General features: G+C 49.4%; 31 protein-coding genes and 2 tRNA genes. 21 read left to right on the forward strand and 12 right to left on the reverse strand.

Annotated elements, in window-relative coordinates; all coding sequences use genetic code 11:
• Positions 1-3 precede the first annotated feature (3 nt).
• The 3 genes from BM299_RS03235 to BM299_RS03250 form a co-directional block, all read right to left on the reverse strand.
• Complete coding sequence (locus BM299_RS03235) at positions 4-1,893, reverse strand: Hsp70 family protein (protein ID WP_092482033.1); 1,890 nt, start codon at positions 1,891-1,893, stop codon at positions 4-6.
• Complete coding sequence (locus BM299_RS03240; protein WP_092482034.1) at positions 1,886-2,617, reverse strand: nucleotide exchange factor GrpE; 732 nt, start codon at positions 2,615-2,617, stop codon at positions 1,886-1,888. Before BM299_RS03240 ends, BM299_RS03235 begins: the two co-directional genes overlap by 8 nt.
• A gap of 519 nt (positions 2,618-3,136) precedes the next feature.
• A complete protein-coding gene (locus BM299_RS03250) occupies positions 3,137-3,517 on the reverse strand; it encodes a hypothetical protein (RefSeq protein WP_092482035.1) in 381 nt (126 codons plus the stop codon).
• Positions 3,518-3,722: 205 nt separating this feature from the next.
• Between BM299_RS03250 and BM299_RS03255 the strand changes: the two genes are divergently transcribed.
• Both BM299_RS03255 and BM299_RS03260 read left to right on the forward strand, forming a co-directional pair.
• Entirely contained in the window at positions 3,723-3,893 is a 171-nt protein-coding gene (locus BM299_RS03255; protein ID WP_092482036.1) for a twin-arginine translocase TatA/TatE family subunit, read from the forward strand.
• A gap of 88 nt (positions 3,894-3,981) precedes the next feature.
• Complete coding sequence (locus BM299_RS03260) at positions 3,982-4,257, forward strand: hypothetical protein (RefSeq protein ID WP_092482037.1); 276 nt, start codon at positions 3,982-3,984, stop codon at positions 4,255-4,257.
• Here the strand turns inward: BM299_RS03260 and BM299_RS03265 are convergent.
• Entirely contained in the window at positions 4,244-4,495 is a 252-nt protein-coding gene (locus BM299_RS03265; protein WP_092482038.1) for an SHOCT domain-containing protein, read from the reverse strand. The two genes, BM299_RS03260 and BM299_RS03265, sit on opposite strands and share 14 nt — an antisense overlap.
• 547 nt (positions 4,496-5,042) lie before the next feature.
• On the opposite strand from BM299_RS03265, the gene sigI reads away from it, so the two are divergent.
• Together sigI and BM299_RS03275 are read left to right on the forward strand one after the other, a co-directional pair.
• Positions 5,043-5,759 carry an RNA polymerase sigma-I factor gene (gene sigI, locus BM299_RS03270; RefSeq protein WP_092482039.1) on the forward strand — a complete coding sequence of 239 codons (717 nt, stop codon included), beginning with the start codon at positions 5,043-5,045 and terminating at the stop codon, positions 5,757-5,759.
• 13 nt (positions 5,760-5,772) lie between these two features.
• Positions 5,773-6,849 (forward strand): anti-sigma factor domain-containing protein, encoded by a 1,077-nt coding sequence (locus BM299_RS03275; protein WP_092482040.1) that lies wholly within the window; start codon positions 5,773-5,775, stop codon positions 6,847-6,849.
• A 72-nt stretch (positions 6,850-6,921) separates the two neighbouring features.
• Here the strand turns inward: BM299_RS03275 and BM299_RS03280 are convergent, their stop codons facing one another.
• The 5 genes from BM299_RS03280 to BM299_RS03295 all read right to left on the reverse strand — a co-directional run bounded on the left by BM299_RS03280 (position 6,922) and on the right by BM299_RS03295 (position 9,351).
• Positions 6,922-7,266 carry a hypothetical protein gene (locus tag BM299_RS03280; protein WP_245779623.1) on the reverse strand — a complete coding sequence of 115 codons (345 nt, stop codon included), beginning with the start codon at positions 7,264-7,266 and terminating at the stop codon, positions 6,922-6,924.
• Between the two features lie 227 nt (positions 7,267-7,493).
• Positions 7,494-7,706, reverse strand: a complete 213-nt coding sequence (locus BM299_RS03285; protein ID WP_092482042.1) for a sulfurtransferase TusA family protein — start codon at positions 7,704-7,706, stop codon at positions 7,494-7,496.
• On the reverse strand, positions 7,690-8,775 hold the full coding sequence (yedE, locus tag BM299_RS03290) for a YedE family putative selenium transporter (protein ID WP_092482043.1): 1,086 nt from the start codon (positions 8,773-8,775) through the stop codon (positions 7,690-7,692). Before yedE ends, BM299_RS03285 begins: the two co-directional genes overlap by 17 nt.
• A 23-nt stretch (positions 8,776-8,798) precedes the next feature.
• Positions 8,799-8,895: transfer RNA gene (locus tag BM299_RS19210), tRNA-OTHER, on the reverse strand.
• Positions 8,896-9,266: 371 nt separating this feature from the next.
• A tRNA-Leu gene (locus tag BM299_RS03295) sits at positions 9,267-9,351 on the reverse strand.
• A 247-nt stretch (positions 9,352-9,598) separates the two neighbouring features.
• On the opposite strand from BM299_RS03295, the gene BM299_RS03300 reads away from it, so the two are divergent.
• The 17 genes from BM299_RS03300 (at position 9,599) to BM299_RS03380 (ending at position 23,722) form a co-directional block, all read left to right on the forward strand.
• Entirely contained in the window at positions 9,599-10,222 is a 624-nt protein-coding gene (locus tag BM299_RS03300) for an RNA polymerase sigma factor (RefSeq protein ID WP_092482170.1), read from the forward strand.
• Positions 10,209-11,477, forward strand: coding sequence for a DUF4349 domain-containing protein (locus BM299_RS03305; protein WP_092482044.1), 1,269 nt, complete (start codon positions 10,209-10,211; stop codon positions 11,475-11,477). Before BM299_RS03300 ends, BM299_RS03305 begins: the two co-directional genes overlap by 14 nt.
• 154 nt (positions 11,478-11,631) lie before the next feature.
• Complete coding sequence (locus BM299_RS03310) at positions 11,632-11,853, forward strand: NifU family protein (protein WP_207545118.1); 222 nt, start codon at positions 11,632-11,634, stop codon at positions 11,851-11,853.
• 64 nt (positions 11,854-11,917) lie between these two features.
• Entirely contained in the window at positions 11,918-12,751 is an 834-nt protein-coding gene (locus BM299_RS03315; protein ID WP_092482045.1) for a carbon-nitrogen hydrolase family protein, read from the forward strand.
• Between the two features lie 277 nt (positions 12,752-13,028).
• Positions 13,029-14,120: a redox-regulated ATPase YchF gene (gene ychF, locus BM299_RS03320; protein WP_092482046.1), complete on the forward strand. Its 1,092-nt coding sequence runs from the start codon at positions 13,029-13,031 to the stop codon at positions 14,118-14,120.
• Between the two features lie 177 nt (positions 14,121-14,297).
• Positions 14,298-14,486, forward strand: a complete 189-nt coding sequence (locus BM299_RS03325) for a Flp family type IVb pilin (RefSeq protein ID WP_342741310.1) — start codon at positions 14,298-14,300, stop codon at positions 14,484-14,486.
• Positions 14,487-14,519: 33 nt separating this feature from the next.
• A complete protein-coding gene (locus tag BM299_RS19650) occupies positions 14,520-14,699 on the forward strand; it encodes a Flp family type IVb pilin (RefSeq protein ID WP_092482048.1) in 180 nt (59 codons plus the stop codon).
• An 82-nt stretch (positions 14,700-14,781) separates the two neighbouring features.
• A complete protein-coding gene (locus BM299_RS03335) occupies positions 14,782-15,321 on the forward strand; it encodes an A24 family peptidase (protein WP_092482049.1) in 540 nt (179 codons plus the stop codon).
• Positions 15,322-15,327: 6 nt separating this feature from the next.
• Entirely contained in the window at positions 15,328-15,729 is a 402-nt protein-coding gene (locus BM299_RS03340; protein ID WP_245779624.1) for a TadE family protein, read from the forward strand.
• A gap of 1 nt (position 15,730) precedes the next feature.
• Positions 15,731-16,735 carry a TadE/TadG family type IV pilus assembly protein gene (locus tag BM299_RS03345; RefSeq protein ID WP_092482050.1) on the forward strand — a complete coding sequence of 335 codons (1,005 nt, stop codon included), beginning with the start codon at positions 15,731-15,733 and terminating at the stop codon, positions 16,733-16,735.
• Positions 16,736-16,804: 69 nt separating this feature from the next.
• Positions 16,805-17,515, forward strand: coding sequence for a Flp pilus assembly protein CpaB (gene cpaB, locus BM299_RS03350; RefSeq protein WP_245779625.1), 711 nt, complete (start codon positions 16,805-16,807; stop codon positions 17,513-17,515).
• A 23-nt stretch (positions 17,516-17,538) separates the two neighbouring features.
• A complete protein-coding gene (locus BM299_RS03355; RefSeq protein ID WP_092482051.1) occupies positions 17,539-18,774 on the forward strand; it encodes a CpaE/TadZ family protein in 1,236 nt (411 codons plus the stop codon).
• 6 nt (positions 18,775-18,780) lie between these two features.
• Positions 18,781-20,118 (forward strand): TadA family conjugal transfer-associated ATPase, encoded by a 1,338-nt coding sequence (locus tag BM299_RS03360; RefSeq protein ID WP_425429463.1) that lies wholly within the window; start codon positions 18,781-18,783, stop codon positions 20,116-20,118.
• A 2-nt stretch (positions 20,119-20,120) separates the two neighbouring features.
• Positions 20,121-21,095 (forward strand): type II secretion system F family protein, encoded by a 975-nt coding sequence (locus BM299_RS03365; RefSeq protein WP_092482052.1) that lies wholly within the window; start codon positions 20,121-20,123, stop codon positions 21,093-21,095.
• Positions 21,096-21,109: 14 nt separating this feature from the next.
• A complete protein-coding gene (locus BM299_RS03370; RefSeq protein ID WP_092482053.1) occupies positions 21,110-22,027 on the forward strand; it encodes a type II secretion system F family protein in 918 nt (305 codons plus the stop codon).
• Between the two features lie 14 nt (positions 22,028-22,041).
• Entirely contained in the window at positions 22,042-22,413 is a 372-nt protein-coding gene (locus BM299_RS03375; RefSeq protein ID WP_092482054.1) for a DUF192 domain-containing protein, read from the forward strand.
• A gap of 4 nt (positions 22,414-22,417) precedes the next feature.
• The gene (locus BM299_RS03380; RefSeq protein WP_092482055.1) at positions 22,418-23,722 is read left to right on the forward strand and encodes a HAMP domain-containing protein; all 1,305 of its coding nucleotides are present in this window, start codon (positions 22,418-22,420) and stop codon (positions 23,720-23,722) included.
• A gap of 97 nt (positions 23,723-23,819) precedes the next feature.
• On the opposite strand, the gene BM299_RS03385 is transcribed toward BM299_RS03380, so the two are convergent.
• The 3 genes from BM299_RS03385 to BM299_RS03395 all read right to left on the reverse strand — a co-directional run bounded on the left by BM299_RS03385 (position 23,820) and on the right by BM299_RS03395 (position 26,589).
• Positions 23,820-24,470 carry a response regulator gene (locus BM299_RS03385; RefSeq protein ID WP_092482056.1) on the reverse strand — a complete coding sequence of 217 codons (651 nt, stop codon included), beginning with the start codon at positions 24,468-24,470 and terminating at the stop codon, positions 23,820-23,822.
• Between the two features lie 29 nt (positions 24,471-24,499).
• The gene (locus tag BM299_RS03390) at positions 24,500-25,630 is read right to left on the reverse strand and encodes a sensor histidine kinase (RefSeq protein ID WP_092482057.1); all 1,131 of its coding nucleotides are present in this window, start codon (positions 25,628-25,630) and stop codon (positions 24,500-24,502) included.
• Positions 25,631-25,743: 113 nt separating this feature from the next.
• The gene (locus BM299_RS03395; RefSeq protein ID WP_092482058.1) at positions 25,744-26,589 is read right to left on the reverse strand and encodes a L,D-transpeptidase family protein; all 846 of its coding nucleotides are present in this window, start codon (positions 26,587-26,589) and stop codon (positions 25,744-25,746) included.
• Positions 26,590-26,711: the final 122 nt, after the last annotated feature.

The raw sequence follows: 26,711 nt of genomic DNA on the forward strand, positions 1-26,711 counted from the left end.
AGCTCAACTCCATTCAAAATCAATAAATAAATCCAGCGCCTCATCAATGGCTGACCGCAGGTTGTTTTCATCGCCGGCTGTGATGGCTTTCTGTAAATTGTGGATAACCTTTTGCAGCTTTTTCCGTCCTTTTACTGTGCCCTTATCTTGTAATTGCCGGGCTTTGTTCAACAAATTCTGCCCTTCGGCCAGCAACTCCTCCCATGTGCTTAATTCTTCCTCCGGTTCATCCCCCAGCCCGTCTTCATCCATCCAGTCAGCCATGTCATCGTCTTCAATGTTCAGGTCGAATGCCTCATCCCAGTCCTCATTTTCATCCATATCCGCCCCTTCAGCGCCGGCTTTTGTGTACAGTTCCTCCAGCCTTGCCACGCTCTCATTAAAGGCCTCCCGGGAGTTCCGGTTCAAATTGTCATGAACACTAACAGACATTTCTTTGCCGTTGGATACGCATCTGGCGGTTACCTCCAGGATGCCGTTGATATCATACTTGTAGGTAACCTCTATGGTCTCCGCTCCGGCCCTGTTGGGAGGGATGCCGTCAAGTAAAAACTCACCCAGCCGGTGATTTTGTTTGACCCACTGATTTTCCCCCTGATAAATTTCAATGGCTGCAGCTGTCTGGCCATCTGTCGCAGTGTAAAAATTTTCCGTCCTGCTGACCGGTATGGTAGTGTTGCGGGGTATTATAACGTGGTAGCCGCCGGGACGCATGGTAGAATATTTCCATTCCTTTAAAACCGCAATACCCATGGAAAATGGGGCCACATCCGTTAAGATGAGTCCTTTTTTAGCCAGTGTGCCGGATTTTATCCCGGCCTGGACTGCCGCTCCCAGGGCCACTGCCTCATCCGGGTGCACGTCGGAACGGGGCTCTTTATTGAAATAATCTCTGATCAGTTCCCTTACCCTGGGTATACGAGTGGACCCTCCCACCAAAAGGATCTGGTGGATATCTTCAGGTTTTAATCCGGCATCAGCCATTACCCTGCGCACGCAATCCATTGTTTCCATGAGATAATGATCAATGAGAGCAATAAATTGTTCTCTGGTAAATTCGGTAAATATGCCAACTGGTTTGCCATCCTTTACAGTCACCAGGGGCAGAGAAATATTCACCCGATCCGTTGTGGAAAGTTTTATTTTTATTTTTTCAGCTTCTTCTTTCAACAAAGCCCTGGCCCTTATATCCAGGCGCGGGTCAATCTGTTGCTCCAGTTTAATTTTATCTGCCAGCCAGTCCACGATGCGCCAGTCAAAATCCTCCCCGCCAAGGTTGTTATTGCCGCTGGTGGCTTTGACCTCCATTATGCCGCTCATCATTTCCACCACGGAAACGTCAAAGGTGCCCCCGCCTAAATCGTAAACCAGAACATGCTGGTCCTCTTTTAAATGATTTAATCCGAAAGCCATCGCTGCCGCAGTTGGTTCATTAATAATTCGTTCCACCACAAAACCGGCCAGTTCCCCGGCCTGTTTGGTGGCCCGGCGCTGTTCATCGGTAAAATAAGCGGGCACGGTGATGACGGCTTCTTTTTCACCTTCGCCGAATTTGGCATCTACATAAGTTTTTAACTCTTTTAATATTAAAGCGGATATTTCCTGGGGCAGCAGTTGCTGACCGGCGATGGGAATTGGGTCCGGGGACCCCATTTTTCTTTTAACGGCAGCCACCGTCCGGTCCGGCATGGCTATTAAAGCCGAGCGGGCATCTTCTCCCACAATGATGTTGTTTGTTAAATCAATCAGCACCACTGATGGAATAATTCTATCCCCGCCGGGGGAAGGAATAATTTCCGGTTTTCCCCGGTTGATATAAGCCACTGCAGAATTGGTGGTGCCCAGGTCAATGCCCACTACCGGTCGGGCGTCATGGTTGTTGGTTTTAGACATAATTATCCTCCTCCTGAACAGTGATAACCTGTGCTTTGCGCAGTATACGCCCCTCCGGGGTGACAAAACCCCGTCTGGTTACCTCCACCACTTGATACGGCAGTAATGCATCTGCATCTGTATCAGTGCACATTTTTAGCGCTTCCGCCCTGGTCACGGTGGCGATGGCTTCAGCCCACCGGGGGTCAAAGCTTTTACCATACAGATCTATCTCCAGAATGCCTGCTTCAGCCAGAGCTTGTACCAGCCGGACGGCCCATTGCTCCAACATTTGCCGCCAGTTATCCCTTGCGTCGTCTTGTAGTTCGTCTTTTAGTACCCGGCGGATATAATCAATATCATCCAGTTGTTTCATAACAGCTTCCGCCAGAGCTGTAATCTGCTTTTCCTTTAATTGCAGCTGGACCGTTTCCTGCAAATATTGCTCTTGCCACTGCTGTACTTTTTTTATACCGGTCATAAGCCTATCCAGTTTGCTTTGAGTTTCCTGGCCCGTTTTGTAGTGCAGGCGGGCCAGTTTTTGTACCTGGGCGGCAGTTTCCGTCAATTGACCGGCATTTTGGACCAATTGCCCGTCAATATGGTAAACTTGCTGCTGACTGCTCTTTAAAAATGCTTCCAAATTATCCAGTCTGCCGGCTATATTTGCTAATTGTTCACTGATAACAGCAGGGGATGGGCGCTCATCCCGCTTCTTTTTTACCTCCCAGAACTTCCAGTTCATTTTTCACTCTCCTTGAAAGGCGGATAAAACTGGTGCCCTAATTCGCCTGAAAATACCTTACTCACTAATATACTTGAAAAATATGATAAAAACCAGCAAAAAAGATGGCCCTACCTTCTTCCTAAAAGCTGGAAAAGTTAAGCCCGGGTATTTTGGGTTATTTTAAAGAATTGACGTATTCCACAAAGCATTAGTGGAAGATGCTGCATGCATTAATGTATCTCAAATGACATGGAAACAGGATTCGGAAGCTACGTTCTTTGGGCGTTCCTGATTGGGCTGTTTTTATGATGGCCAACTCCCGTAGAGGGTGCTGGTTTATGTCCCGTAATATAAATAACGCCCTTGACACCTCCTACTGGAAGGCGCAAGGGCTGAAAAGTTTACGTGCTCGCTATCTGGAACTACGTAACCTTTGGGAACCGCCTAGTGCGGACCCGCATGCTAGGTTGTATGAGAGGTCGGGGGCTGGCCGCCCCCGACCTCTAGATTTTAGGACAATCATTTTAATTCATTTGCTTATTGGGTCTGAATATCACTGTAGTTGCCGTACCCGCCCATCATGCCGGGGCCGTAATTACCGTTATAGCCACCCATCATACCATATCCGTAATTGCCGTTGCCGCCAAAACCGCCCATCATGCCACCCATCATGCCAAAACCATATTGATTATGGAAATCTCTCATGTAATCAAAATGCTCTTTCCAGGCTTTAGCTTGATCGTCACTTATTTGGCCATTTTTCACGGCGTCATTAAGCCATTGTTCATGCCAGTCGAACATTTGATCAAAGAATTGGTTGGAGTACCCGTTGTTGGGGTTAATGGCAGCCATTGCGCTGGGGGCTATCAAGGCAACTACCAGGAGTACCCCTGCAGCTAAGATAAATGCTTTTTTCATGTGTTTTTAACACCCTTTCTTTTAATTTTTTTTCTTTGTGATTATATTTTAACGTTAAAGTTTCACAAAACTGTTACAATCATTTGAAAATATAATGTAAAAACCGCTACTGGGGTTATACGAGTTAACCATTTGGCTAATCATAATTTATGAAAAAATTTCAAGCCGGAAAAACAAGATGCCCGGCTTACAGGAGGTATAAGCTGTGCCCAGTTTAGGTTTCGGTGAATTGGTTTTGATCCTAATAATCGCCCTGGTGATTTTCGGGCCCGGCAAGCTGCCCGGGGTGGGCAGGGCCGTGGGAAGCGCCATGCGGGAGTTTAGAGCCGCCAAGGACGGGATTATGAACGACCATTCGGAAAACTGCAGAGGTTAGTAAAACGGAAGCGGAAAAGGGTCGCGATGGAATTCAAAAGGTAACCGTACAAAATGTTGCCAGCACCACCGAGGAAGCGACGGCCGTCATGGAAAAGATGGCTTCATCCGGCTTCATCCACCGAAACTTTAAACGAAATGCCGAAGAATTGCAAAATATGGCTGTTAAATTTAAGGTGGATGATATTTTACGGGGTGGCCTTAACAAGGGCGCCAAAACAGCGTTTATCATTTTTACCTTTCTTTGTATCGGGGGCATCTTTGCATCCCTGGCCAGGGGTAATGTGAATACGGTACATTTTAAAAGAAAGGCGCACAATAAAGAACTGATTTTAGTGTGCGCCTTTCTTTTTAATAACCTTTAATTTCTTCTTTCCTGGCAATATATTCTTCTGTTGTCAACTCACCTGCCGCATAACGTTTCTTTAATATCTCAAGGGCTGATTCACCGCCACCGGCTTCGTGATAATTATGGCTTAGCTTGTTTTTTCCACCTACCCAACGTACTAATAAAACGATAACCCCAATGATAATAAATAGCCAAATAAGCATAGGCAAGATCATACCGAAGAATCCTAAACCCCCACCATAAAACATATGCATTTATATACCTCCCATAAATTCTGTATTTGAAAATATAATAATTGAAAAGTTTTACGAAAATATCACATGATTATAAATAAATAATAACAATTGCAATTAGAATATAGCAATTTATAAAGTTTGAAATCCCGGTGATAGTTGGCCGGGATTTCAATTTTGGTTTTTTAAAAAGGAGGTGGTTATTGGGGATCCTGTAAGCAATAATAACAGAAAAATGTAACAAAAGACAAAAGAAGAATTAAATATTTTGTTAACTCTGAATTCAGGGTTGGATTTTTGCTACGCTAATGAATGGATTGTAACAAAATTGTTAAAATGGCGTGCAAAATATTATACATTTAAACTTTATAATTAATATAATCTTGCCAGGCAATGGGTGAAACAAATCTTGAAGGTGACAAGGCAGACGCCATCCGGTGGCTGCCTTGAAAATTTTTATTTCAATGCCCCCAAAATATAAAGCTGCCTTCGAATAACTGACCAAAACCGGCAAGACTCCATCCACTGTCACCAATCTAAATAGCATAAAAGGTTGGAGTTGAGATAATTGCATGAAAAAATATGTGAATCATTAATTGAACAGGCCCAATTGGGTGATCACCTGGCGCGGGAGCAAATCATTGAACAAGGTAAGCCATTCATAGCCAAGGTAAGTTCCACTATTTGCAAGAGATATCTATGCTGGGGTAGGGACGAGGAATTAAGTGTTGCTCTGTTGGCTTATAATGAAGCCATAGATGCCTATAATAAAGATAATAAGACGACTTTTACAACTTTTGCGCACAGGGTAATACATCGCCGGCTGGTGGATTACTTCCGAAAAGAAGTAAAGCAGCAACATCTGTCACTGGTACCGATTGACGAAGATAATAATGAATTTAGTAAAGCGGAAAAAGACATTTCCATAATCAAATATCAAGACAGTACGCAACAAGAGGACCTCGTCGCTACTATAGCAACCTTTAATATGATTCTCAAGGATTATGGAATAACTTTTAAAAATTTGGTAAAGTGCTCACCGAAACACCGCGATACAAGAGAAAACCTGATGCGTATAGCATTATATATTGCTGAGAATAACGAGTTGTTTACTCAGTTGAAAAAAACAAAGCGTTTACCTGTTCATGAACTTTGTAAAAAGCTGGGGGTAAGCCGTAAAGTAATTGAAAAGGGGAGAAAATACATAATTGCCCTGACTCTCATTTTAACCGAACCGGAGTTAACAGCACTGAAGAATTTCACAAGTTTTCCTAATACAATTTAAGAAGGTGTCTGCCATGAAAATTTCGGGGGTAGTTATTGAAACTTGTAAAAAAAGAAATATGGTTACTGTTTATACCAGCAATGGCCAGTTCTTGAAGGTACCTGCTCCAAGATTTGATATAAAAACCGGGGAAATAATCGAAGTACCACAAAACGCAACCCGATGTGTTAGAAAAACAATGTTATCTATGCGGGTTATTTCAGCTGCCGCAGCCGTATTTGCTTTGGTTATGTTCTTAAGTATTTACCTTGCATTTTTTACTGTCCCGGTATCGGCTTACGTAGCTCTGGATTTCAATCCCAGTTTGGAACTTAAAATCAACAAGCAAGCAAAAGTAATGGATGTCCGCAGTATTAACGAAGATGCTGATAAGTTATTGAAAGACTTGAACTTAAAGGATGCAAATGTATATAAAGCTGTGGAAAAAATAATGGATAAAGCAATTGCCCTTGGGTATATAAAACTTGATGAAAAAAATCTGGTTATTGCTTCGGTAGTGCCGGTTGGTGAAGAAACTGTTGTTGATAGAGAAAAGTTGGAATCAGTAATTGCAAATAATATACAGCAAAAGGAAATTGACAGTTATATATTGGTAGATACAAGTAATGAAAAAACACGCAATATTGCTGCCGAAAATGGGCTTTCCGTAAATAGGTATAAAGTTATGGAACATTATCATGAGGCCGGCTTAAATATTAGCGCCCAAGAAATTAATAATAAAAATATGATGGATATTATGAAAGATAATAATATATATTTAACTAAAAAACAGGATTATACAACACTGACACATCAAAATGAAATAAACCCAGGAAAAAATGCTGGCATGCAGAACAACAGTGATATGATGGAAACCAGTGGCGCTTTAATGAGCAACAATATGGATAGAGATTCATCCAAATCACAATTTAATTATATACAACGTTCGGGAGATATGAAAAACGATACAATGCATAATGGCAGCGAAAAAAATGAACAAACAATGGAGTCGTCGCGCACCGGTGATACTGATATGAATCATGACCAATATGAGGACATGAAATATCCAAATAAACAAATGAACCATGATATGTCAAGAATAAAATATTAAAAAAAAAGTAAACCCAGGGTCGCATAAACCCTGGGTTTGCAAGATTTTAGACAATCATTTTAATTCATTTGCTTATTGGGTCTGAATATCACTGTAGTTGCCGTACCCGCCCATCATGCCAGGGCCGTAATTACCGTTATAGCCACCCATCATACCATATCCGTAATTGCCGTTGCCGCCAAAACCGCCCATCATGCCACCCATCATGCCACCCATCATGCCAAAACCATATTGATTATGGAAATCTCTCATGTAATCAAAATGCTCTTTCCAGGCTTTGGCTTGATCGTCACTTATTTGGCCATTTTTCACGGCGTCATTAAGCCATTGTTCATGCCAGTCAAACATTTGATCAAAGAATTGGTTGGGGTATCCGTTGTTGGGATTGATGGCAGCCATTGCGCTGGGGGCTATCAAGGCAACTACCAGGAGTACCCCTGCAGCTAAGATAAAGATTTATTGGCATCATGCCAACCGGGGGAGGGAAAACTATTTGTTGTCAAATACCCGCGATGCTGTTCCCCGGAATATCAAGATGTTATAAAACCTAAAACCCGCAACTCCTTTATATGAGGAGAGCGGGTTGCTTTTACAGGCTCCCTGTTAAGGGAGCCATTTACAGTGTTGCAAACTCTAGTTCGATATTATTTGGAAATGTTAAGTATATAATCTAATCCCCGTTGTTTAACTATAACATTCCATCCCTTATTTTCGCACAATCTAGTTACGTTTTCTTTGGCGGCTGGATTATCCACCATAACCTCTATGGAACCGCCTGGTAACTGGTCAATTACTTTTTTCGTGAGTAAAACGGGTTCAGGGCAAAGTAACCCCCTGGCATCAACTGTTCTGCTCAAAATTTACACCCCCGGACATAGAAAATTGTTTGTTGCCTAAATATCCAAGACCCAGAACCAGGATTAAACCAACTACGACAGCCCATTGACCCGCTACAGGTACCCCCTTCGGGCTGGCAGCAAGGCCAAAATTATGGGCAAAAGCCGCACCAGCTATTAAACCTAAAATTGAAATTACACAGTCCGTATTACCTTCACTGGCGGCTATTAACTGCCTTAAAGGGCATCCCCCAAGCAACGTCACTGCAGTACCGGCCAGGGCCATGCCTAGGAAATTCCAAACACCGTCACTGTGGGCTACCGGCTGGCCTGCAAAACCAGGGGTAAACATCCCGGTAATTAAGTTCCCTGCAAAAGCAAAAACAAGCATGGCTACGAAACCAATCAGCAGATGCACATCTTTAAACAGAATAAAGTCCCTAATACCACCAATCATACAAAACCGCGACCGCTGGGCCAAAATTCCCACGGCAATCCCGGCCCCAAGTGACAGAAATACCGGAGCGTGCATCGCCCCAGGTCCCTCCTGGCTTGTATAAAATACTGTTGTGCCGAATAGAACCAATACGGTTATCACAAGGGTTACCAGGGGAAATACCTGGCCGTTTAAGTTGTGCTGCACATTTGCCCTGCCAAGGGAAAAGCCTTGGTTTAAAAAGTAAATTCCTACTGCTATACCAGCTATCAAACCTACAATTCCGACAATCGCATTTAGATCACCACCAGCCAATCTCAACACCGCACGGACGGGGCAGCCCAAAAAGACAAGCATACCGATCATGGCCACAAAAGCCAGGAAAAACCTGATTAAAGGACTGGATCCGCCTACTGATTTATACTCTCTGGTAAGCAAGGCTGCTCCAAAAGCACCAATGACCATACCCAAAATTTCGGGACGTATGTACTGGACGGGTGCCGCTTTGTGAAAACCCAGCCCGCCGCTGATATCGCGTAAAAAACAAGCAATGCAGTAACCCATATTGGGTGGGTTCCCGTATTTAACAAGCAATACTGCCATTACGCCAATAACTCCCCCTGTTACCCCCACCAACAACCTCTTCTTTTGCATATAACCACCTCTCGGAACTTATATGGAGGGGAAAAGTCGGAATCGAACCGGACTTCCACTTGGATCACAAGCAGGCCAAGGGGTTTGCAGCCCGTGGGGGGCACCAACCCCATTTTCCCCGGCTCTATTATTCAATATTATTCCATGGGTATCCTTTATTAACGTTATTTAATTATTTTATTAAGCTTTGCCTTTTGTTTAAACTTTTTTATGAACTTAAGACATAAAATAAATACAATGGTTTGCAAAACATAAAAGCCCGCCCTCCTTTCTAAAAAGGAATCAGCGAGCTTTGGCTATCATATTGGACTATTCTGCTCCCATTGATGAAAGAAGCGGGCTGTTCATTTTATTTTACAGTGGTACTTTCCAAAGATACTATGAAAAAAGAATCCATCGTTTGCAACACTACCCATAAAACATGTAACAAAACAAAAAGGTTGGACGTGCATTTCTGCGTCCAACCTCTAATCCGTTAATTTTTGTGGTTTTGGTGCCGAAGGAGGGAGTCGAACCCTCACGGGAAAACCCGCACGATTTTGAGTCGTGTGCGTCTGCCAGTTCCGCCACTTCGGCATGGTTATTTTTAAATGCAAGTCAATTAAAAGTTTTCTCAAACGACCTGCATATCAGATTTTAACACAGTTAAAACGCCATTGTCAACAGTATCAAAATGGAAAATGTCTGTTATGACATGGCAGCAGCCAAGTGGCAAAACAGGGAGGTTGTCCGTGCAGGAAAGGTGTTGGGTGTTGTCGAAAAATAAGCCAGGGTGAAATATGATTCCTGGCTTTTTTCTTATTATGACGGGAGTGAAATAAAATTGCACCTTCCCGATGAAGAACTGGTGCAACAATCAATCAAAGGTGATCTTGATGCCTTTGATCAACTGGTGCGCCGTTATGAAGGCAAAGTATACGGCCTGGCTTACCGGTTTATGGGTAATCACGCGGATGCCAGCGATCTGGCCCAGGAAACCTTTATCCGCATCTACCAGGCCCTGGCCAGGTTCAGGGGCGACTCTTCGTTTGCCACCTGGCTGTATAGAATCGCCGCCAACGCCTGCCGTGACGAGTTGAGAAAACGCCGGCGGCGGCGCAGCGTTTCCATGGAGGAGATGATGGACGCCTCCCCGGCCAATGTGCCCGTGGCCGGCGATGATTATTCACCCGAAGAGGTCGCCCAGCGTGGTGAAGTGCAGCGCCAGGTGCAGGATTGTTTAAATGAACTTTCCGAAGATCACAGGTTGATTCTTCTGATGCGGGAAATGCAAGGCATGAGTTATGAGGAAATTGCCGGTGTACTGGAATGTTCCCTGGGGACGGTAAAGTCCCGCATTAGCAGGGCCAGAAACGCCTTAAAAGAAAAGATGCGTAAGAAAGGGGAACTTTTGACCCGCGACGGGCGTCTGAACGGAAAAGGGGGGAAGAGAAGTGCAATGCCATGACATCTGTGAACTGTTATCAGCATATATCGACGGCATGCTTGATTCCTCCCAGGCTGCCCGGGTGGAAGAACATATTGCGTCCTGCGCGGTATGCAAAATGGAATATGAAGATTTGAGGACCGCTGTGGACTTGGTCAGGGGGCTGCCGGAGGTTGCCCCGCCACCCGAATTTCATGACCGGCTGCAGCAAAAGTTGCGTTCTTTGCCCGCACCGGCGGATACAAATCTTAAAACCGGGCTGCTATACAAGCTGGCCCGGGGTAAGTGGTGCGGAACGCTGGCTGCGGCGGCGGTGATATTCCTGACTGTCGGGGTGACCGCCCTGTGGTATAACAGCAATAACGGTGCAATCCTCGACCCGGTTTTGCAGAACAATGTGGAGAAGAATAATCAAAATAGTGCCGATACTATCGACAAAGGAAATACGGTTAGCCCGAATGCTTATAAATCAATGGACGGAAAAAAGGTTGCCGACGGGCAGCAGGAGTATGTTGCTAACCCCAGCCTGGAGGAATCCAGCCCCGCCTACAACGCGCCGCCCGGCATGGGGGGGCTGGAAAAATCCGGGGCGTTGGTGGCGCAGTCCGCACCGGGTACGACAGCTCCCGGTGACGGCGAACAGGTGCGCAGTCTGTCCGCTCCGGTGGGCGCAGCGGACCGGGCTACCAAGAACCAATCTCCGGAGAGTAAACACCCGGCCGGAGATGAACCGCAGTTGACTGTCAGCGCGGTACCCCGGGCCGAGCCCGGGGACCCCGGTGCCAAAGACGGCAGGGCAGGCGGCAGTGGTAGGACTATGGAAGACGAAACCATTTTGGCTATGGAATATACTGTGACTGTAAAAGGACTGCCCGAAAACCCGGAACAATTGTTGACGGAAACGGCGGGCAAGTACGGCGGGGTCATTGAGTCCAAACCGGTTGAGCCGGGGCAGTACTGGTCCATGCGCATTCCCGCGGGTCAAGTTGAACTGTTTTTTGATGAAATTGAAAAATATGGAAAAGTGGAAGACAAATGTATCCAATCAAATGATTTAACTGCTGATTTTGGCCGGACTCGGGATAAGTTAAACGAGTTGTTGGCACGGGAAGAAAAATTATTGCAAGAGCGGGGCGTTGCGGAAGATGCCGGCCAAAAATCGGGCGTGGACAAGGAACTGTCTGAGCTGCAGGAGCAAATTACCACCCTCAGGCATGTTCTGGCCGGCATGCAGCAAGCCCCCAATATGGTCACGGTACAAATTATGGTGCAATAGGTCAAGTTTATTATTTGGCAACCAAGCCCAATAACCTGTTAAAGCTATTGCTTCGCTGGTAAATTGCAGTTAAAATAGGAATAGTTGCGGTTTGGACATGCTTATAATGTTTAACCCCGTTAGTTATACTAGGATTAGAAGGGAGGTCGGAAAAGTGCGCGAAAAAGTGCAAGCTGCCCTGGATAAAGTGCGTCCCGCCCTGCAGCGCGACGGCGGTGATGTTGAGTTGGTTGAAGTTACGCCTGACGGCGTAGTAAAAGTAAGATTGAAAGGTGCTTGCGGCGGGTGACCGATGTCCACGTATACCCTGAAAATGGGGATTGAGCGGTCGCTCAAGCAAGCTGTGCCCGAGGTGAAAGAAGTAGTCCAGGCATGAATTGAAGCAACCCCTGCTCCGGCGGGGGTTTTATGGTTATAGAACATGGTTTGGGGGTTTTGCAATGACCGAAAGTTTCCAACTGGCGGTATGCCAGAATAATGTAGTGGAAAAAAAGGCGGAGAATATCCGGCGCGCCGAAGATATGATTCGGGAAGCCGCCGGTATGGGTGCCCGGGTGGTGGTGCTGCCGGAAATGTTCAACTGCCCGTATGAAACCCGGCTGTTCCCTGATTATGCCGAACCTTACCCGGACGGAGAAACGGTGCGAATGCTGTCCCGGGTGGCGGCCGACGCGGGTATTGTGCTGGTGGGCGGATCCATTCCGGAAAAAGATGGGGATATCGTTTACAACACCTGTTTTACTTTCGGTCCAAGAGGAGAACTTTTGGGGCGGCACCGTAAAGTGCACCTTTTTGATGTGGATTTGCCCAACCTGCGGGTCAGGGAATCAAGCACTTTGGGTCCGGGTAACGATGTGGCCGTGATGGACGCCGGGTTTGTCAAGCTGGGGGTGATGATCTGTTTTGACGTGCGGTTTCCCGAGCTGGCCCGGTTGCTGGCCCTGGGCGGCATTGATGTGCTGGTGGTCCCGGCCGCGTTCAACACCATTACCGGTCCTGCGCACTGGGATTTAAATATGCGGGCCCGGGCGGTGGACAACCAGGTTTACGTGGCTGCAGCTTCACCGGCCCGGGATGAAAACGCCGGTTACGTGGTTTATGGTCACTCTATGGTGGTGGACCCCTGGGGCGATACAGTAGCCCGGGCCGGAACCGGCGAAGAAATCATTATCGGGGAGATTGACCCGGAAAGAATTAAGGAGGTGCGCGCCCGCCTGCCTTTGCTGGCTCAGATGCGCACCGACCTGTATGAATTACGAAAGAGTGGCCGGTGACGGGGAATCGGTTAAAAATATCATAAAAATACTTTCTCTGTTTCGGTCCCTTCTTCCTTGGCTGCGCCTTTAAAAAAGTGATCCGGTAAAATAATATCTAACTATATATTTAAGGACAGCCCCCGGTAAAAGGTTGCAGTTTTACCGGGGGTTGTTTGTGACTACGATGATGGGCGAAATGAAAGACTACTTTATGTAGAATGCTGTTCGTTGATGATGCTTGACGCAGCCGGTATAGAGGTGTATAAATACCTTTAGGAGAAATGGAGGTATAAGTATGCTTACATGTGGTATTGTTGGTTTGCCCATGGTTGGTAAAACCACAATTTTTAATTTAGTAACCAATTCGGATTTTGAGACATCCAATTATTTAACGGGTAAGACTGAAATTAATGTATCCATGGCCAATGTTCCAGACACCAGGATTGATTTTCTTGCTAATCTATACAAGCCCAAGAAGACCACCTACGCCCAGATTCAATTCAGCGACGTACCGGGTCTGGTGCGGGGGGCCAGCGAGGGCAAGGGGGTGGGCAACCGTTTTCTGGACGGCATCCGCAACGCAGACCTCCTGGTGCATGTAGTACGGGCCTTCGAGAACAAGGATGTGCCCCACGTAGATGACAGCATCGACCCCATGCGGGACATTGAAACCGTAAACATGGAAATTTTGCTGGCCGACATGGACCTGGTGGAAAAAAGAATTGAGCGTATTAAGGCCGGGAAGAAAATAAAGAAGGAACAGGAAGCAGAAATAGCAGTGCTGCAAAAGTGCCTGGAGGCACTGGAAAACGAGGTAACTGTACATAACATAGACCTTTCGGCAGCGGAAAGGGAGCTGTTGGTCAACTATAGCTTTTTAACGGACAAGCCCATGATAATGGCTGTGAATATTGACGAGGAGCAACTGCGTTCCGGTAGCTACCCTGAAATGGAGCAGGTGCGGGAATTTGCTGCGGAAAAGGGCATTATTTTACTGGAGATATGCGGTCAGATTGAAATGGAAATAAGCCAGCTTCCCGGTGATGACAGAAAGGAGTTTATGGAGGACCTGGGACTCAACGAGTCCGGTATCGACCGGCTGGCCCGGGCTGCTTACGACACCCTTGGCCTGATATCGTTTTTCACTGTGGGTGAGGACGAGGTTAAGGCCTGGACGATACCGGAGGGATTGAATGCCAAAAGTGCTGCCGGCAAGATCCACTCCGACCTGGAGCGGGGGTTTATCCGGGCCGAGGTGGTAGCTTTTAAAGACCTTTATGAACTTGGGAATATGACCAAAGTCAAAGAAAAGGGCCTGGCCCGCCTGGAGGGCAAGGACTACATAGTCAAGGACGGGGATATTATGAATATCCGGTTTAATGTATAGCCCGGCAACGCGCCGGGCTTTGTGCTCATTTAGGAATCTATACCGCGTCCTTTTCAATTTAGGCTTACGGTCCCGGAAAAAAATAAGACTGTGTCGTTTAAGCTTTAAGACCGTAGATACATGCTGTCGGCTATTAAAAAAAGTAAAATTATAAAAAAAAATCGGAGGTGATGGTTGATGTCGCTGTTGGCCAAGCTGTGGAAGGAAGAGAGCGGTCAGGGAATGGCGGAGTATGGTTTAATTTTAGCCCTGGTGGCAGTTTTATGCATTGCCGCATTTACAGGATTGAGCGGTAAAATTTCGAGTAAACTAAATGAAGTTGGCACCCAAATTGAAAATAACGGTAGTTCTACTCCTACTCAATAACTATTGATATGTTATCTTGATTTTTAGGGGACGATGCCCATCGATAGCTTATTAACTTTGTTAAAAAATGTAGTTATCGACGAAACCGGTCAGGGAATAGTGGAATGCGTACTTATACTTTCATTGATTGCCGTTATGTGCATAACTGCCTTACAAAGCCTGGCCCCGAAAATAATTATCTTAGTTGACAAAACAGCCGCTGAATTCCAGTAACATAATATGCTAAATTTTCCAGGTGACCCTACTTAGGACCCAACTTAAGTAGGGTCGCGTTTTCAAAAGGTGGGTGACCCTGATGATAAACCCGGACGTTCCCCTTGTTACTTACATTGATGTTCCGGTGATTATTCTTTTGCTGATTTGTTGTTATACCGACCTGCGTTCTCGGAAAATATACAACCATGTTTTATTACCTGCCGTCGTGACGGCTTTTATGGTCAACTTTCTAAATGGCGGATTGTCCGCCTGCCTGGACAGCTTGCAAGGGCTGCTTTTGGGAATGGCCCTGTTGATCATCCCCTTCGCCGCCGGGGGCATGGGGGCGGGTGACGTCAAACTGCTGGGCGCCATCGGCGCTTTTAAAGGGCCCGAGTTTGTTTTTACCGTCTTTTTGGCCGGAGCCATTGCCGGCGGCATCGTATCCCTTTATTTGCTTGCTCGAAAGGGCAAATTATTGCTGACGTTAAAGAAAATCTACTATCTTTTCCTTAACAAATTGTTACATATTCCATCAAGCATAACTTTCAACAAACTGGAAACGGCGGTGCAGGGTGAGAGTTTCCCCTATGCCCTGGCATTGGGTCTGGGGGCAGCATGGGCATATATTCTGGGGTGATTTATCGTGGCGCTGTTAGCAAAAATGCGCAGGGAGAGCGGGGGACAGGCGCTGGTGGAGTTTGCCCTGGTACTTCCCTTGCTGCTGCTGCTATTGATGGCTGTTTTTGAATTCGGAAACATTTTTCATTCCTACCTGACTATAACCAATGCGGCCCGGGAAGGGGCCAGGCTGGGAGTGGTAAACCCGGATGCCGATATAGAAAATTGCGTCCGAACCGTGTGTTCGGCACTGGATACCGCGCAACTGGAAATAACCGTCGCCCCCCAGGATCCCGTCAACCGGAAACCCGGCTATTACTTGACGGTGGATGTGCGGTATAAAGTTTTTCTTATTACCCCTTTGTTAAGCAATTTCTTGCCGGACCCCCTGGATATCAGCGCCCGGTCAGTGATGAGGATTGAGTGAAGTGGGCAGCCTGGCAATCAACGTGGGTAAAAAATTGATGTTTGACAATAAAGGCACCGTCACCATTATCGTTGCCGCGGCGATGGTGGCGCTGATAGGCTTTTGCTCCCTGGTGGTGGATATAGGCAACCTGTTCCTGACCAGGCAGAGGTTGAACAACGCTTTGGACGCCGCCGTTCTGGCGGGGGTGCAGGAATTGCCGGGTTCCCCCGATGAGGCCCGGGACAAGGCTGCCCGCTGTTTTACAGATAACGGCATGGATATGGCTTCTCTGACCGGAGTTGACATTTCCGGCGACCGGCGCACAATAACGGCCACCGGTCAAGCAGATGTTGAATTTTTCCTGGCCCGGGTGCTGGGCATAACATCTTCCACGGTCAACTGTACCAGCGCTGCCCGAATTGACCTTTTAACCTCGGCGACGGACCTCGTGCCGGTGGGCATTAAAGAACCCCCGCCGGGCCAGACGCTGGAACCAGGACGGGAGTATGATTTAAAGATCTCAGCCCGGGACGCGAGCCATGATGATTGGTACAACTACCTGGGACCAGGCAACTGCGGGCTTTTGGACTTTCCGGGCGGTCCCCGCGGCAAGGGGTCCAGCGAGTGGCGGGAGGACTTTATGGAAGGGTACGACGGCTGGTTGACCATGGGGGACGTGATTGACACCATTCCGGGAAACAGAAGCGGCCCGGTCAAGCAAGTGCTCGATGACAGGCTAAACAAAGCGCAAGATTGCAATTGCTACCCTGATAATTATGACCGTTCCTGCCCACGGGTGGTGCTGGTGCCCGTATATGTGCCGGTAGGGGAACCGGGTGACGACAATAAGGTAAGGAAAGTTGAGATAACTGGTTTTGCCCTGGTCCATTTAAGCAATTATGTCGATAACGGACAGGAGAGTTATATCAAAGCTGTGCTCATTGGCGGATTTGCCGAGGGAGAAAGCGATCCCGGCACGCCCAGCGGAGATTTCGGGTGCTATAACATTAAATTGGTTAAATAACCGGTCACACTTTCAACAAAAAACAACTTTCAACACCCGGCACCTTAAGATGACAAAGGAGAATAACCCATGAAAATGCACAGGATAAATGTTATTTTGCTGCTGGCGGTGGTTTTCGGGGTGGCTGCGGCCTACGGAGTGCTGCAGTATTTGAACGGCGTTCGGGCTGCATATGTGGAAAAAGGCCATTTTATTCAGGTGGCCGTGGCCGGGCAATATATACCGCCCAAAACCCGGGTTGCTCCGCAGATGTTTACCATGCGCGAAATACCTGCCAAGTATGTAAATAAAGACGCTGCGGTGGACCCCGGGGAGATTACGGGCAAGTTGACCAAAACGGCCATATATCCGGATGAACAAATTCTTCGGGGAAAGCTGGCGGGCAAAAATGACACTTCCGAGGGCCTGGCCTTTATTATTCCCGAAGGGAAAAGGGCGGTGACCGTGGCAGTAAATGAGGTATCGGGCGTTGCCGGCCTGGTCAGGCCGGGGGACAGCGTGGATGTATTGGTTACCTTTGAGGTCACTGAAAAAACTCTGACTTCATTAATCCTGCAAGACATTACGGTGCTGGCCGTGGACCGGAATATGAGCGCCGCTGCCGGGCAGGGAAGTCAACAGGAAGCGGCCCGGACGGTAACCCTGTCCGTGACACCGCAGCAGGCCCAGCCCCTGGTGCTGGCCTCGGAGAAAGGCAGTATCAGGCTGATAATGCGCTCGCCCGCTGATGAAAAGATAGTCAATATTCCTTCCACCAATATGAACGGGCTGGTGAGATAACCAAAGAAAAGGGGGGCATCCCGGTGCAGCCGATCAGGCTTTTGATAGTGGATGATGTGGAAAACACCAGGGAAGACATCAAGCGGTTTTTATACTTCGAGGAGGATATGGAAGTGGTCGGGGAAGCGGCTACCGGGGAGGAGGCCGTGGATCTGGCCAACAGTTTAAAACCCGACGTTATATTAATGGATATAAACCTGCCCGGGATGGACGGCATCAGTGCCACGGAAATTATTTCGGTGCAGGTGCCCGAGGCGGCCATTATCATCATTTCCATTCAGGGAGAAAAAGAGTACCTCAAAAAAGCCATGGCCGCCGGTGCCAGGGATTACCTGGTCAAGCCCTTTACCAGCACGGACCTGGCCGATACCGTGCGACGGGCCAATGATTTTTCCCGTAAGCGGCACCTGCGCCTCGTGGGCGAAGGGGAAAAGCCGGCTGCCAGGCGGGGGAAATCTCCGGGCAAAATTATTACTTTTTTCAGCACCAAGGGCGGTGTGGGCAAAACCACGCTGGCCTGTAACCTGGCCATAGCCCTGGCGGCGGAAAAGGGCAAAAGCGTGGTGCTGGTGGACCTCGACCTCCAGGGCGGCGACGTGACGGTAATATTGAATCTGGTTGCTTCGCAAACCATTGCCGACCTGGTGCAGGAGGACCTGGAAAACGATATAGCGGTTACGGATACCTTTCTCGCCGCGCATTTTTCCGGTATCAAGGTGCTCTGCGCCCCCAACAGCCCGGAACAGGCGGAACTGGTGACTCAGGACCATGTTACGGCTATAATCGGTTATCTTAGAACGAAGTATGAGTATGTGATAGTTGATACGGCGCCGTCGTACAGTGAAGTAAACCTGAATATCCTGGAAATAACCGACAAGGTGCTGGTGCCGGTCACCCAGGACCTGCCCACACTCCGGCACGTCCGTTCTGCTATGGAGGTGTTGAACGCCTTGCGTTACACGGAAAAAATAGTTTTATTGCTCAACCAGCTGCGGCCTGACGGCATCAGTGTCAAAGACCTGGAAAAAAACCTGGGATGTTCCATGACCACGGTGATTCCCACCGATGATAAGACGGTGCTGCAGTCTGTAAACAAGGGACAGCCCTTTGTGCTGGCCCAAAAAAAAAGCCGGGTGGCCGGAAGCGTTGTCGAATTGGCTGATCAACTTTGCGCCGTGAAAACACCGGAGAAAGAAAATCCCGCTCAAGGGGCGGCCAGGTTCAACCCCATTAAAAAAATATTCAGCTTGTCGAGGTGATAAACGGTGTCCCTGTTGGAACGTCTGGAAAAAAGCAATCTGGAAAAAACAGCGCCTCCGGTTGGGCCGGCCAAGGATACTTATAAAGAGCTCCGGGCCGATCTGCATAAAAAAGTAATTGCCGAGCTTTCCGGCGTCCAAATGAGCCCCGACGGCGACATGCAAGAGATGGCCCGTAAAATAGAAGCGCTGGTTATGGAGCACCTGGCCGGGTTGAACGGGGGTATGTCCAGACTGGACAAAGAACGGCTGGTGGAGGAAATCACCAATGACGCCATCGGTTACGGACCCATAACCCCGCTGCTGGAGGACCCGGATATCACCGAGGTGATGGTGAACGGGGCCGACACGGTATATATAGAGCGCAACGGCAGCTTGATATTGACGGGCATAAAATTCAGGGATAACGACCACGTACATCACGTTATAGAAAAAATAGTGGCCCCCATAGGGCGGCGCATAGATGAAAGTTCGCCGATGGTGGATGCCAGGCTGCCCGACGGTTCCCGGGTGAACGTGATCATTCCGCCGCTGGCCCTTACCGGTCCTACCATTACTATTCGTAAATTCTACCGGGACCCGTTGCAGGTGGACGACCTGATCAAGCTGGGCACGCTGACGGCGGAAATGGCGGAGTTCCTCGAAGCCTGTGTCAAGGCGCGACTGAATATAGTCGTTTCCGGCGGTACCGGCAGCGGCAAAACCACTACTTTAAACGTGCTGTCTTCCTTTATACCCAGCAATGAAAGGATCGTCACCGTCGAGGATTCAGCGGAACTGCAATTGCGGCAGGACCATGTAATTACCCTGGAAAGCCGGCCGCCCAACGTCGAGGGCAAGGGGGCCGTCACCATTCGCGACCTGGTGCGCAACTGCCTGCGCATGCGCCCCGACCGGATAGTGGTGGGCGAAGTGCGCAGCGGTGAAGCCCTGGACATGCTGCAGGCCATGAACACGGGGCATGACGGTTCTTTGACCACCGGGCATGCCAACTCGCCCCGGGATATAATATCCCGCCTGGAAACCATGGTTTTGATGGCGGGTATGGAGATTCCGGTGCGGGCCATCAGGGAACAAATAGCATCCGCCATTGATTTGATTATTCAACAGAGCAGGATGAAGGACGGCACCCGCAAGATCACGCACATTACCGAGGTGCAGGGCATGGAGGGGGATGTTATCACCTTGCAGGACCTGTTTGTTTTCCGCCAGACCGGGGTTGATGAGAACGGCAAGATTACGGGCCGGTTTGAGGCCACCGGCATTCAGCCACGGTTTATGGATCGCCTGGAGGCTTACGGCATCAAGTTACGCGCTGATCTTTTCGCGGGGGGGTACTGGTAATTGTGGAAACCAAATATATCTCCGGGCTTGTTTTTATTAGCGTGTTGCTGACGGTGCTGGGGCTGTACCGGCCGGCGCTTGCCGACCAGCAGGAGTTTTCCCGCCGGTTGAGCCGGATAATGAAAAAAAAGGAGCCCGGCTCCGGGGAGGATCGGAAAGGCCTCCCCGGTGGTTACAGGGGCATTGTCCGGGGTCTGAACCGGGCGCTGGGTAAACTGGTTGTCACCGCCCGGCTCAAGCAGTGGATGGAAAAGGAACTGACCAAGGCCGACCTGCCCCTGCGGGGGGAAGAATTCCTGGCCTTCTCTTTGGCGGGTATTGGTGCGGCGGTCCTAATCGCTATTCTGGTAACAGGCAGCTTGCTGATGACGTTGCTGGCGTTGATTGTCCTACTGCCCGTTCCCTATCTTTTCATCCAGCGGGCCAGACATAAACGCCTGGCCAGATTAAACGCCCAAATCGGGGATGCCCTGACGATTATAGCCAATTCGCTGCGGTCCGGTTTCAGCTTTTTGCAAGCCATGGAACTGGTCCGGAAGGAAATGCCCGATCCCATTGCCAGGGAATTCGGGCGTACTTTCCAGGAAGTGAACCTGGGCACCCCGACAGAGCAGGCCCTGCTAAACATGGTGGAGCGGGCCGGCAGCGACGATCTGGAGATGGTCATCACGGCGGTATTGATCCAGCGGCAGGTGGGGGGCAACCTGGCGGAGGTGCTGGATAAGATTGCCCATACCATGCGAGAGCGGATTCGTGTCAAGGGGGAAATAAAAACCCTCACCGCCCAGGGGCGCATCTCCGGCGTGGTAGTGGGCCTGTTGCCCGTGGGTCTGGCCTTGTTTTTGTCGGCTATTAATCCGGAATATCTCGCTGTTCTTTTTACCACCCGGCTGGGGCTGGTAATGCTGGGCGTGGCCTTGGTAGCCCAGACCACCGGCTTTTTGATCATCAGGCGGATAGTGGACATCAGGTATTGAACGGGGGGGTAATGATGCTTTACTTGTTGTCGCTGGTTTTCGGAGCTGCTTTTTTTACGTTCCTGCTGGGTTACGTTTTTATCTTCGGTGAACGAATTACGCTGGCCAGGCGGGTTAACCAGGTGGTGGGGGCGCCGCCCGCAACCATTAGGGAGAAGGAATTGAGCGCTCCCTTTGCCGCGCGGGTAATTAAGCCGCTGATGGCGAAAGCGGCCGCGGTGTTGGTCAGGATACTCCCGTCGGAAAAGGAGGCGGCGCTGCGGAATAAGCTGGTCCGCGCCGGTCTTACGGAACGTTTAACTCCGGTGGAAGTGATGGTGTTCAAGTACCTGGGCGCCGGGCTGCTGGGTTTGGCCGCCGTGTTTATTGCCGGTGTAGCCGGCGGATCGCTGGTCAAATCCACCTGTATCATTGTGCTGGCCGTGGCGGTGGGTCTGATGCTGCCGGAATATTACTTGGTGACCAGGGCCAGGCGCCGAAACGCGGAGGTGGAAGCCGCCCTGCCGCAAATCCTGGACCTGCTGACGGTAAGCGTGGAGGCGGGCCTGGGTTTTGACGGCGCTGTTTCCAAGGTAATAGAAAAAACCAGGGGGGTGCTGGCGCTGGAGTTGAAAAAGATGATGCAGGAAGTCCGGGTGGGGAAAACCAGGCGCGAGGCCTTAAAGGACCTGGCCGGCAGGTTTGATGTCAATGATCTGAACAATTTTGTGAGCGCCGTGATACTGGGTGAACAGCTGGGCATCAGCATCGGCAACGTTATGCGGCGACAGGCGGACCAGATCAGACTGCGCAGGCGCCAGCAGGCCGAGGAAAGGGCCATGAAAGCCCCGGTAAAAATGCTCTTCCCGCTGGTGTTCATGATTTTTCCCGCATTGTTTATCATTATTCTGGGTCCCGGGGCCATTCAAATTTACCGGTCGTTTATCCGGTAACGGGCGGAGGTGGCATGTTGGCAGGCAATTTGCTGTTACTGAATAAATCCCGGGACACGGTTATCGGGGACCGGGTGCTGCTGGCCGGGACTTTCGCACAGCGTTTGCGGGGCCTTTGGGGACTGGATCGCGATGATTTTCCGGCCGGGTCGGCACTGGTTATCGCCCCTTGCAAACAGGTACACACCTGGTTCATGCGTTTTCCCATTGATGTATTGTTCGTGGATCAAGACGGTTTGGTTTTAAAGGTCGTACCTTGCCTGCAGCCATACAGAATCAGCCCATACCTGAAAAGGGCCCGGATGGTTATAGAACTGCCTCCGGGCACCATCGGCGAAACCGGCACTGCGGAAAACGATGTATTAAATATTTCTGACCGGAGGTAGAAACATGAAAATACCGGGACGGGGGCAATTTTCCATCACCACTAAAATAGCCGCCGGCTTGAGCCTGTTGATAACTTTTTTAATGTTGATGATGGGGCTGGTGATGTGGGGATACCTGAAAATGACCGTGCAAACCCAGCATTTACAGCAAGTTTTTAAAAACTTCAGCGTGTTCTGGGGAGCTATCACCACGGCTTCCATTATTGCCGGAATATTTTTGGCCATGTTGATCAGTAAACGCATTTTGAATCAGCCCATCAAGGACCTGGTGACGGCCACGGAGAATATCGCCGCCGGGGACGTTTCCGGGAAAGTAAATCTCCGGCACCGGGATGAACTGGGCAACCTGGCCGCGTCCTTCAACATGATGACCGGTTACCTGGCCAATCTTTTTCGTTCCATCACTTCCTATACGAACGAACTGGTCAAGTCTTCCCAGTCTTTAAGTTTGCACTTGAAGTCCACCGCCAGTTCCTCCGGGCGGCTGATCGAATCCATGCATCAGCATACCGGTAAAATGGAAGAGCAAATTGAACTGCTGCAGGGGTGCGCCGATCTGGCCTGCGAGCTTGTGGATCAGGTTGAACAAACCGGGCGGGCCCTGCAGCGGTCCGCCGGTGCGATGGCCGCTGCCGTGGATGCCGGGCGGGAACCCGGCGCATTGCTGGGCGGGGCGCTTGATGACGTGGGGGAAATCGGCCGAACCCTGCGGGAAATGCAAACGGCGGTGAGGGCCGGTAAAGAAACCCTACTGGAAGTGGAGCGGATAGCCGGGTTGTTTGCCGATTACCTTGACCGCAGCCGCACGTTTAATTTCAATATTGCCGTGGAAGTGGCCAAAATGGGCGGGGCCAACATGGCGGACACTTTGGAGGAGTTACAGAAGCTGGCCGATGAGGGTATGGAAAATACCAGGGAGATTATCCATAAAATCAAGCTGGCCGGAGAAGCCGCCAGTAATATGGATGAAGTGTTGGAAAAAAATATTACGGCAGCCCAAAAGGGGCAAAAAAGTATGGAAGAAACCGGTGAGTGCTGGGGGAAGATAAGCAATAGGCTGAACCGGGAAAAAGATGCGGTCGATAAACTGATGACGGCCTGGGCGGAGAACAGGAAGCAGGGGGAGCAGTTGCTGGAGACCCTGGATATTGTAATGAGCGGCCTGAAAAAATCGGCCCAAACCATCGCCGCCACCGGGGAGGCCGGCCATAAGCAGGCGGAACTGCTGGCTGAACTGGAAGCAATCTTGCGCAAAATGTTGCGGGTGTCCAATACTTTAAACAACCTGTGCTTACAATTCAAAATCTAAACTTGGGACTGCATGCCCGGTAATATACTCCTGAAAAGAATGGGTAAAAAGTCCCGGTAAAATACGCAAAACCCCTCCAATTTACGGGCGGGGTTTTTTAAATGTCCACTAGTTTCTCTTTGATCGCCAGCAAAGCGGCCTGGGTGCGGTCGGAAACGTTCAGTTTTTGAAATATATTGGTCAGGTGGTTTTTGACGGTTTTTTCACTGATAAACAGCTTGCCGGCAATTACTTTATTGGAATCGCCGTTGGCCACCAGGCGCAGCACTTCGATTTCCCTGTCGGTCAAACCCCAGGGCCTGTTTTCCGGTGGTTTGGTGGAGAGTTTATTCAACTGGTTAAATATTTTGGCCGTCAAGGACGGAGAAATGAAGGATTTTCCTTCGGCTACCTGTAAAATGGTGTCGATGAGCTGGTCGGGGCTGATATCCTTCAACAAGTAAGCGGCAATGCCGTTTTTAATCATCTCAATAATATATTCGTCCTGGTCATGGATGGTCAGGGCAATAACCTCGGTGGCCGGCAATTCTTGCTTGATGGTCCGGCACACTTCAACGCCCGTTATGTCCGGCAGGTTAATGTCCAGCAAAACAATGTCCGGCTGCCGGGTGCGGCAGATACTGATGGCCTCCTTGCCGTTGGCCGCTTCAGCCAGCACCTTGATGCGTTCTTCCAATCCAAGTGTTTTGCGGATACCTTCTCTGATGAGGGCGTGGTCATCCACTATCAGTACGGTAATTTGCTGCAATTTCCAATGCCCCCCTTGCTATTGCCAGTTTATACCGGTATGGTCAGAGTAATTACCGTTCCCTTCCCCGGTAAACTGTTTATTTTAAATTCTCCCTTTAAGATCTGCACCCGTTCACGCATGTTAATCAGCCCGTAGCATTCGCGGTCCTTGCTCTGTTCGATGGATGCCGGGTCAAAGCCCCGCCCGTCATCCTTGATCCGGATGGTTATTTTATCGCTGAGTTGCTCCATTTTCACCAACACTTGCCCGGCCCGGGCATGCTTATGTACATTATTGAGTGCTTCCTGCACCACCCGGAACAAGGCAATTTCGGTGGCCGGCGGCAGGCGCTCCTGTTTGCCGAAGAATACCAGTTCCGCATTTATTTTATACTGGTTTTTAAAGTCTTCAATATAGCGGTTGAGGGCCGGTACCAGTCCAAGGTCATCCAACACCATGGGCCTTAAATCAAATATGATTTTGCGTACATCCTGCAGGCTCTGGCGTACCAGTTGCTGCAGGTTGGTGAGTTCTTCCTTTACGGCCCCGGGGTTCACGTTCATCAGTTTTAAAATATATTCGGCCCGCATGACGATATTGGCCAATAATTGGGCGGGACCGTCGTGGATTTCCCGGGCCACTCGCTTGCGCTCTTCTTCCTGGGCCTTGATAATGCTGATGCCCAGTTGCTGTATCTTATGCAGTTCCTCTATTTGGGAGGATATACTGGCCATATTTTCGCTCAGGTAATTAAAGACCACTCCCAGGTGGGACATCATGTTTTCCGCTTTACCCAGCATATCCTGCAGCCTTCGCAAGCTGCGTTCCAGGTCGTTCCGCTTGTCGCGCAGCACCTGTTCCTGCCCCCGGAGGATGGCCAGTTCCACCTGCATTTTTTGCGCCCTGTCATAAGCCCGCTTGATGTCGTTTTCCGTGTAACGGTTGAAATTTCTGCTTACTTCCATCAGGTGAAGGCGCGCTTTTTTCTCCCTAATACTGAGTTTATCCACCCGGTCGATCAACTGGGTCACCGATAGTTTAACTTTTTCCAATTCTTCTTTGATGTGGACATACTCACTGCGGGTATTTTCTGTAATATCATATATTTGTTCCTGGGATTTTTTGATGTAAAAAATAATATCATTAATAATTTTGTCAAGCTTTGATGCTTCAAGCAAGAAGTTCCACCTGCCATTGACTGTGTGCTTAAATATTCGCTGTCAGGTACCGGCTATCCTGCAAAGATTGTCTAAAAAAGTTTCCTTTGGAAAAATGTATAATCCCTCGCTGCCTACCCGGCGGCGGGTTGGCTTGTAAAAGTCACCGTGCGCTGCTGGGGATTCCACAGTACCTGCAGGGACGGGAGCGCTTTTTGCCACAGGGACCCCGGGGCGTAGGTCGTGCCGTTCACCATGGTCAGTTCTTTAGCGGTAAATTCTATTGGCCCGACCTTTACCTTACCGGTGACACACGCAATGCTAATGTTTACGCCGGGTTTGCTGACCTGGATGGTAGAAGCGGCGCCATCCCAGGCCAGGGTATACCCCAGGGCGTTAAACACCGTGCGCAGCGGCAGCAGGGGAGTCCCGTCCCCGGCAGGTGCAACCGGTATGGTAGCCGGGATTTTATTCCCATTCACCACTATGGTGACGGACTGGGGCTTGGGCCGGGGCTCGGGAACCCCATGGGAGCGTATTATTTTAACCGGCGTGCCCAGCGGTGTATGATCGTACAGCCAGATGACGTCCCGGTTGTGCATTCTGATGCACCCGGCCGAGGCGTAAGTGCCGATGGAAGCGGGATTATTGGTGCCGTGGATGCCGTAGATGCCTCCGCCGCCGATACTCAAGCCCAGCCAGCGGCAGCCCAGAGGGTTTTGCTGGCTGCCGCCCGGGATATTTTTACGGGCGTAATAAGGGTTCACAACCTTGACCACGATTTTAAAAAGACCCTCCGGGGTATATGAGGGGTCCCTTCCGGTAGCTATGGGGAAGGACTTGACCAGTATGCCGTCTTTCCAGTACTGCAGCCGGTTGGTGGATTTGTCGATGACAATTTGTACGCCGGCAAAAGCCGGCCCGGCCAGGGTCACCGATATCAACACGGTCAGTAATAACACAGCCAACCTCTTGCCCATCGTGTTCCTCCTTATAATGCGATAATTCATATTACGATGGGAGGCCGGTATTGATGACTGCCCGGTTTTCAAATTTACTAATTGTATTTTTTCCCAGCGCCTGATTTACATAAAATCACCCT

The sequence above is a fragment of the Desulfoscipio geothermicus DSM 3669 genome (genome assembly GCF_900115975.1).
GTDB classification, from domain to species: domain Bacteria; phylum Bacillota; class Desulfotomaculia; order Desulfotomaculales; family Desulfallaceae; genus Desulfoscipio; species Desulfoscipio geothermicus.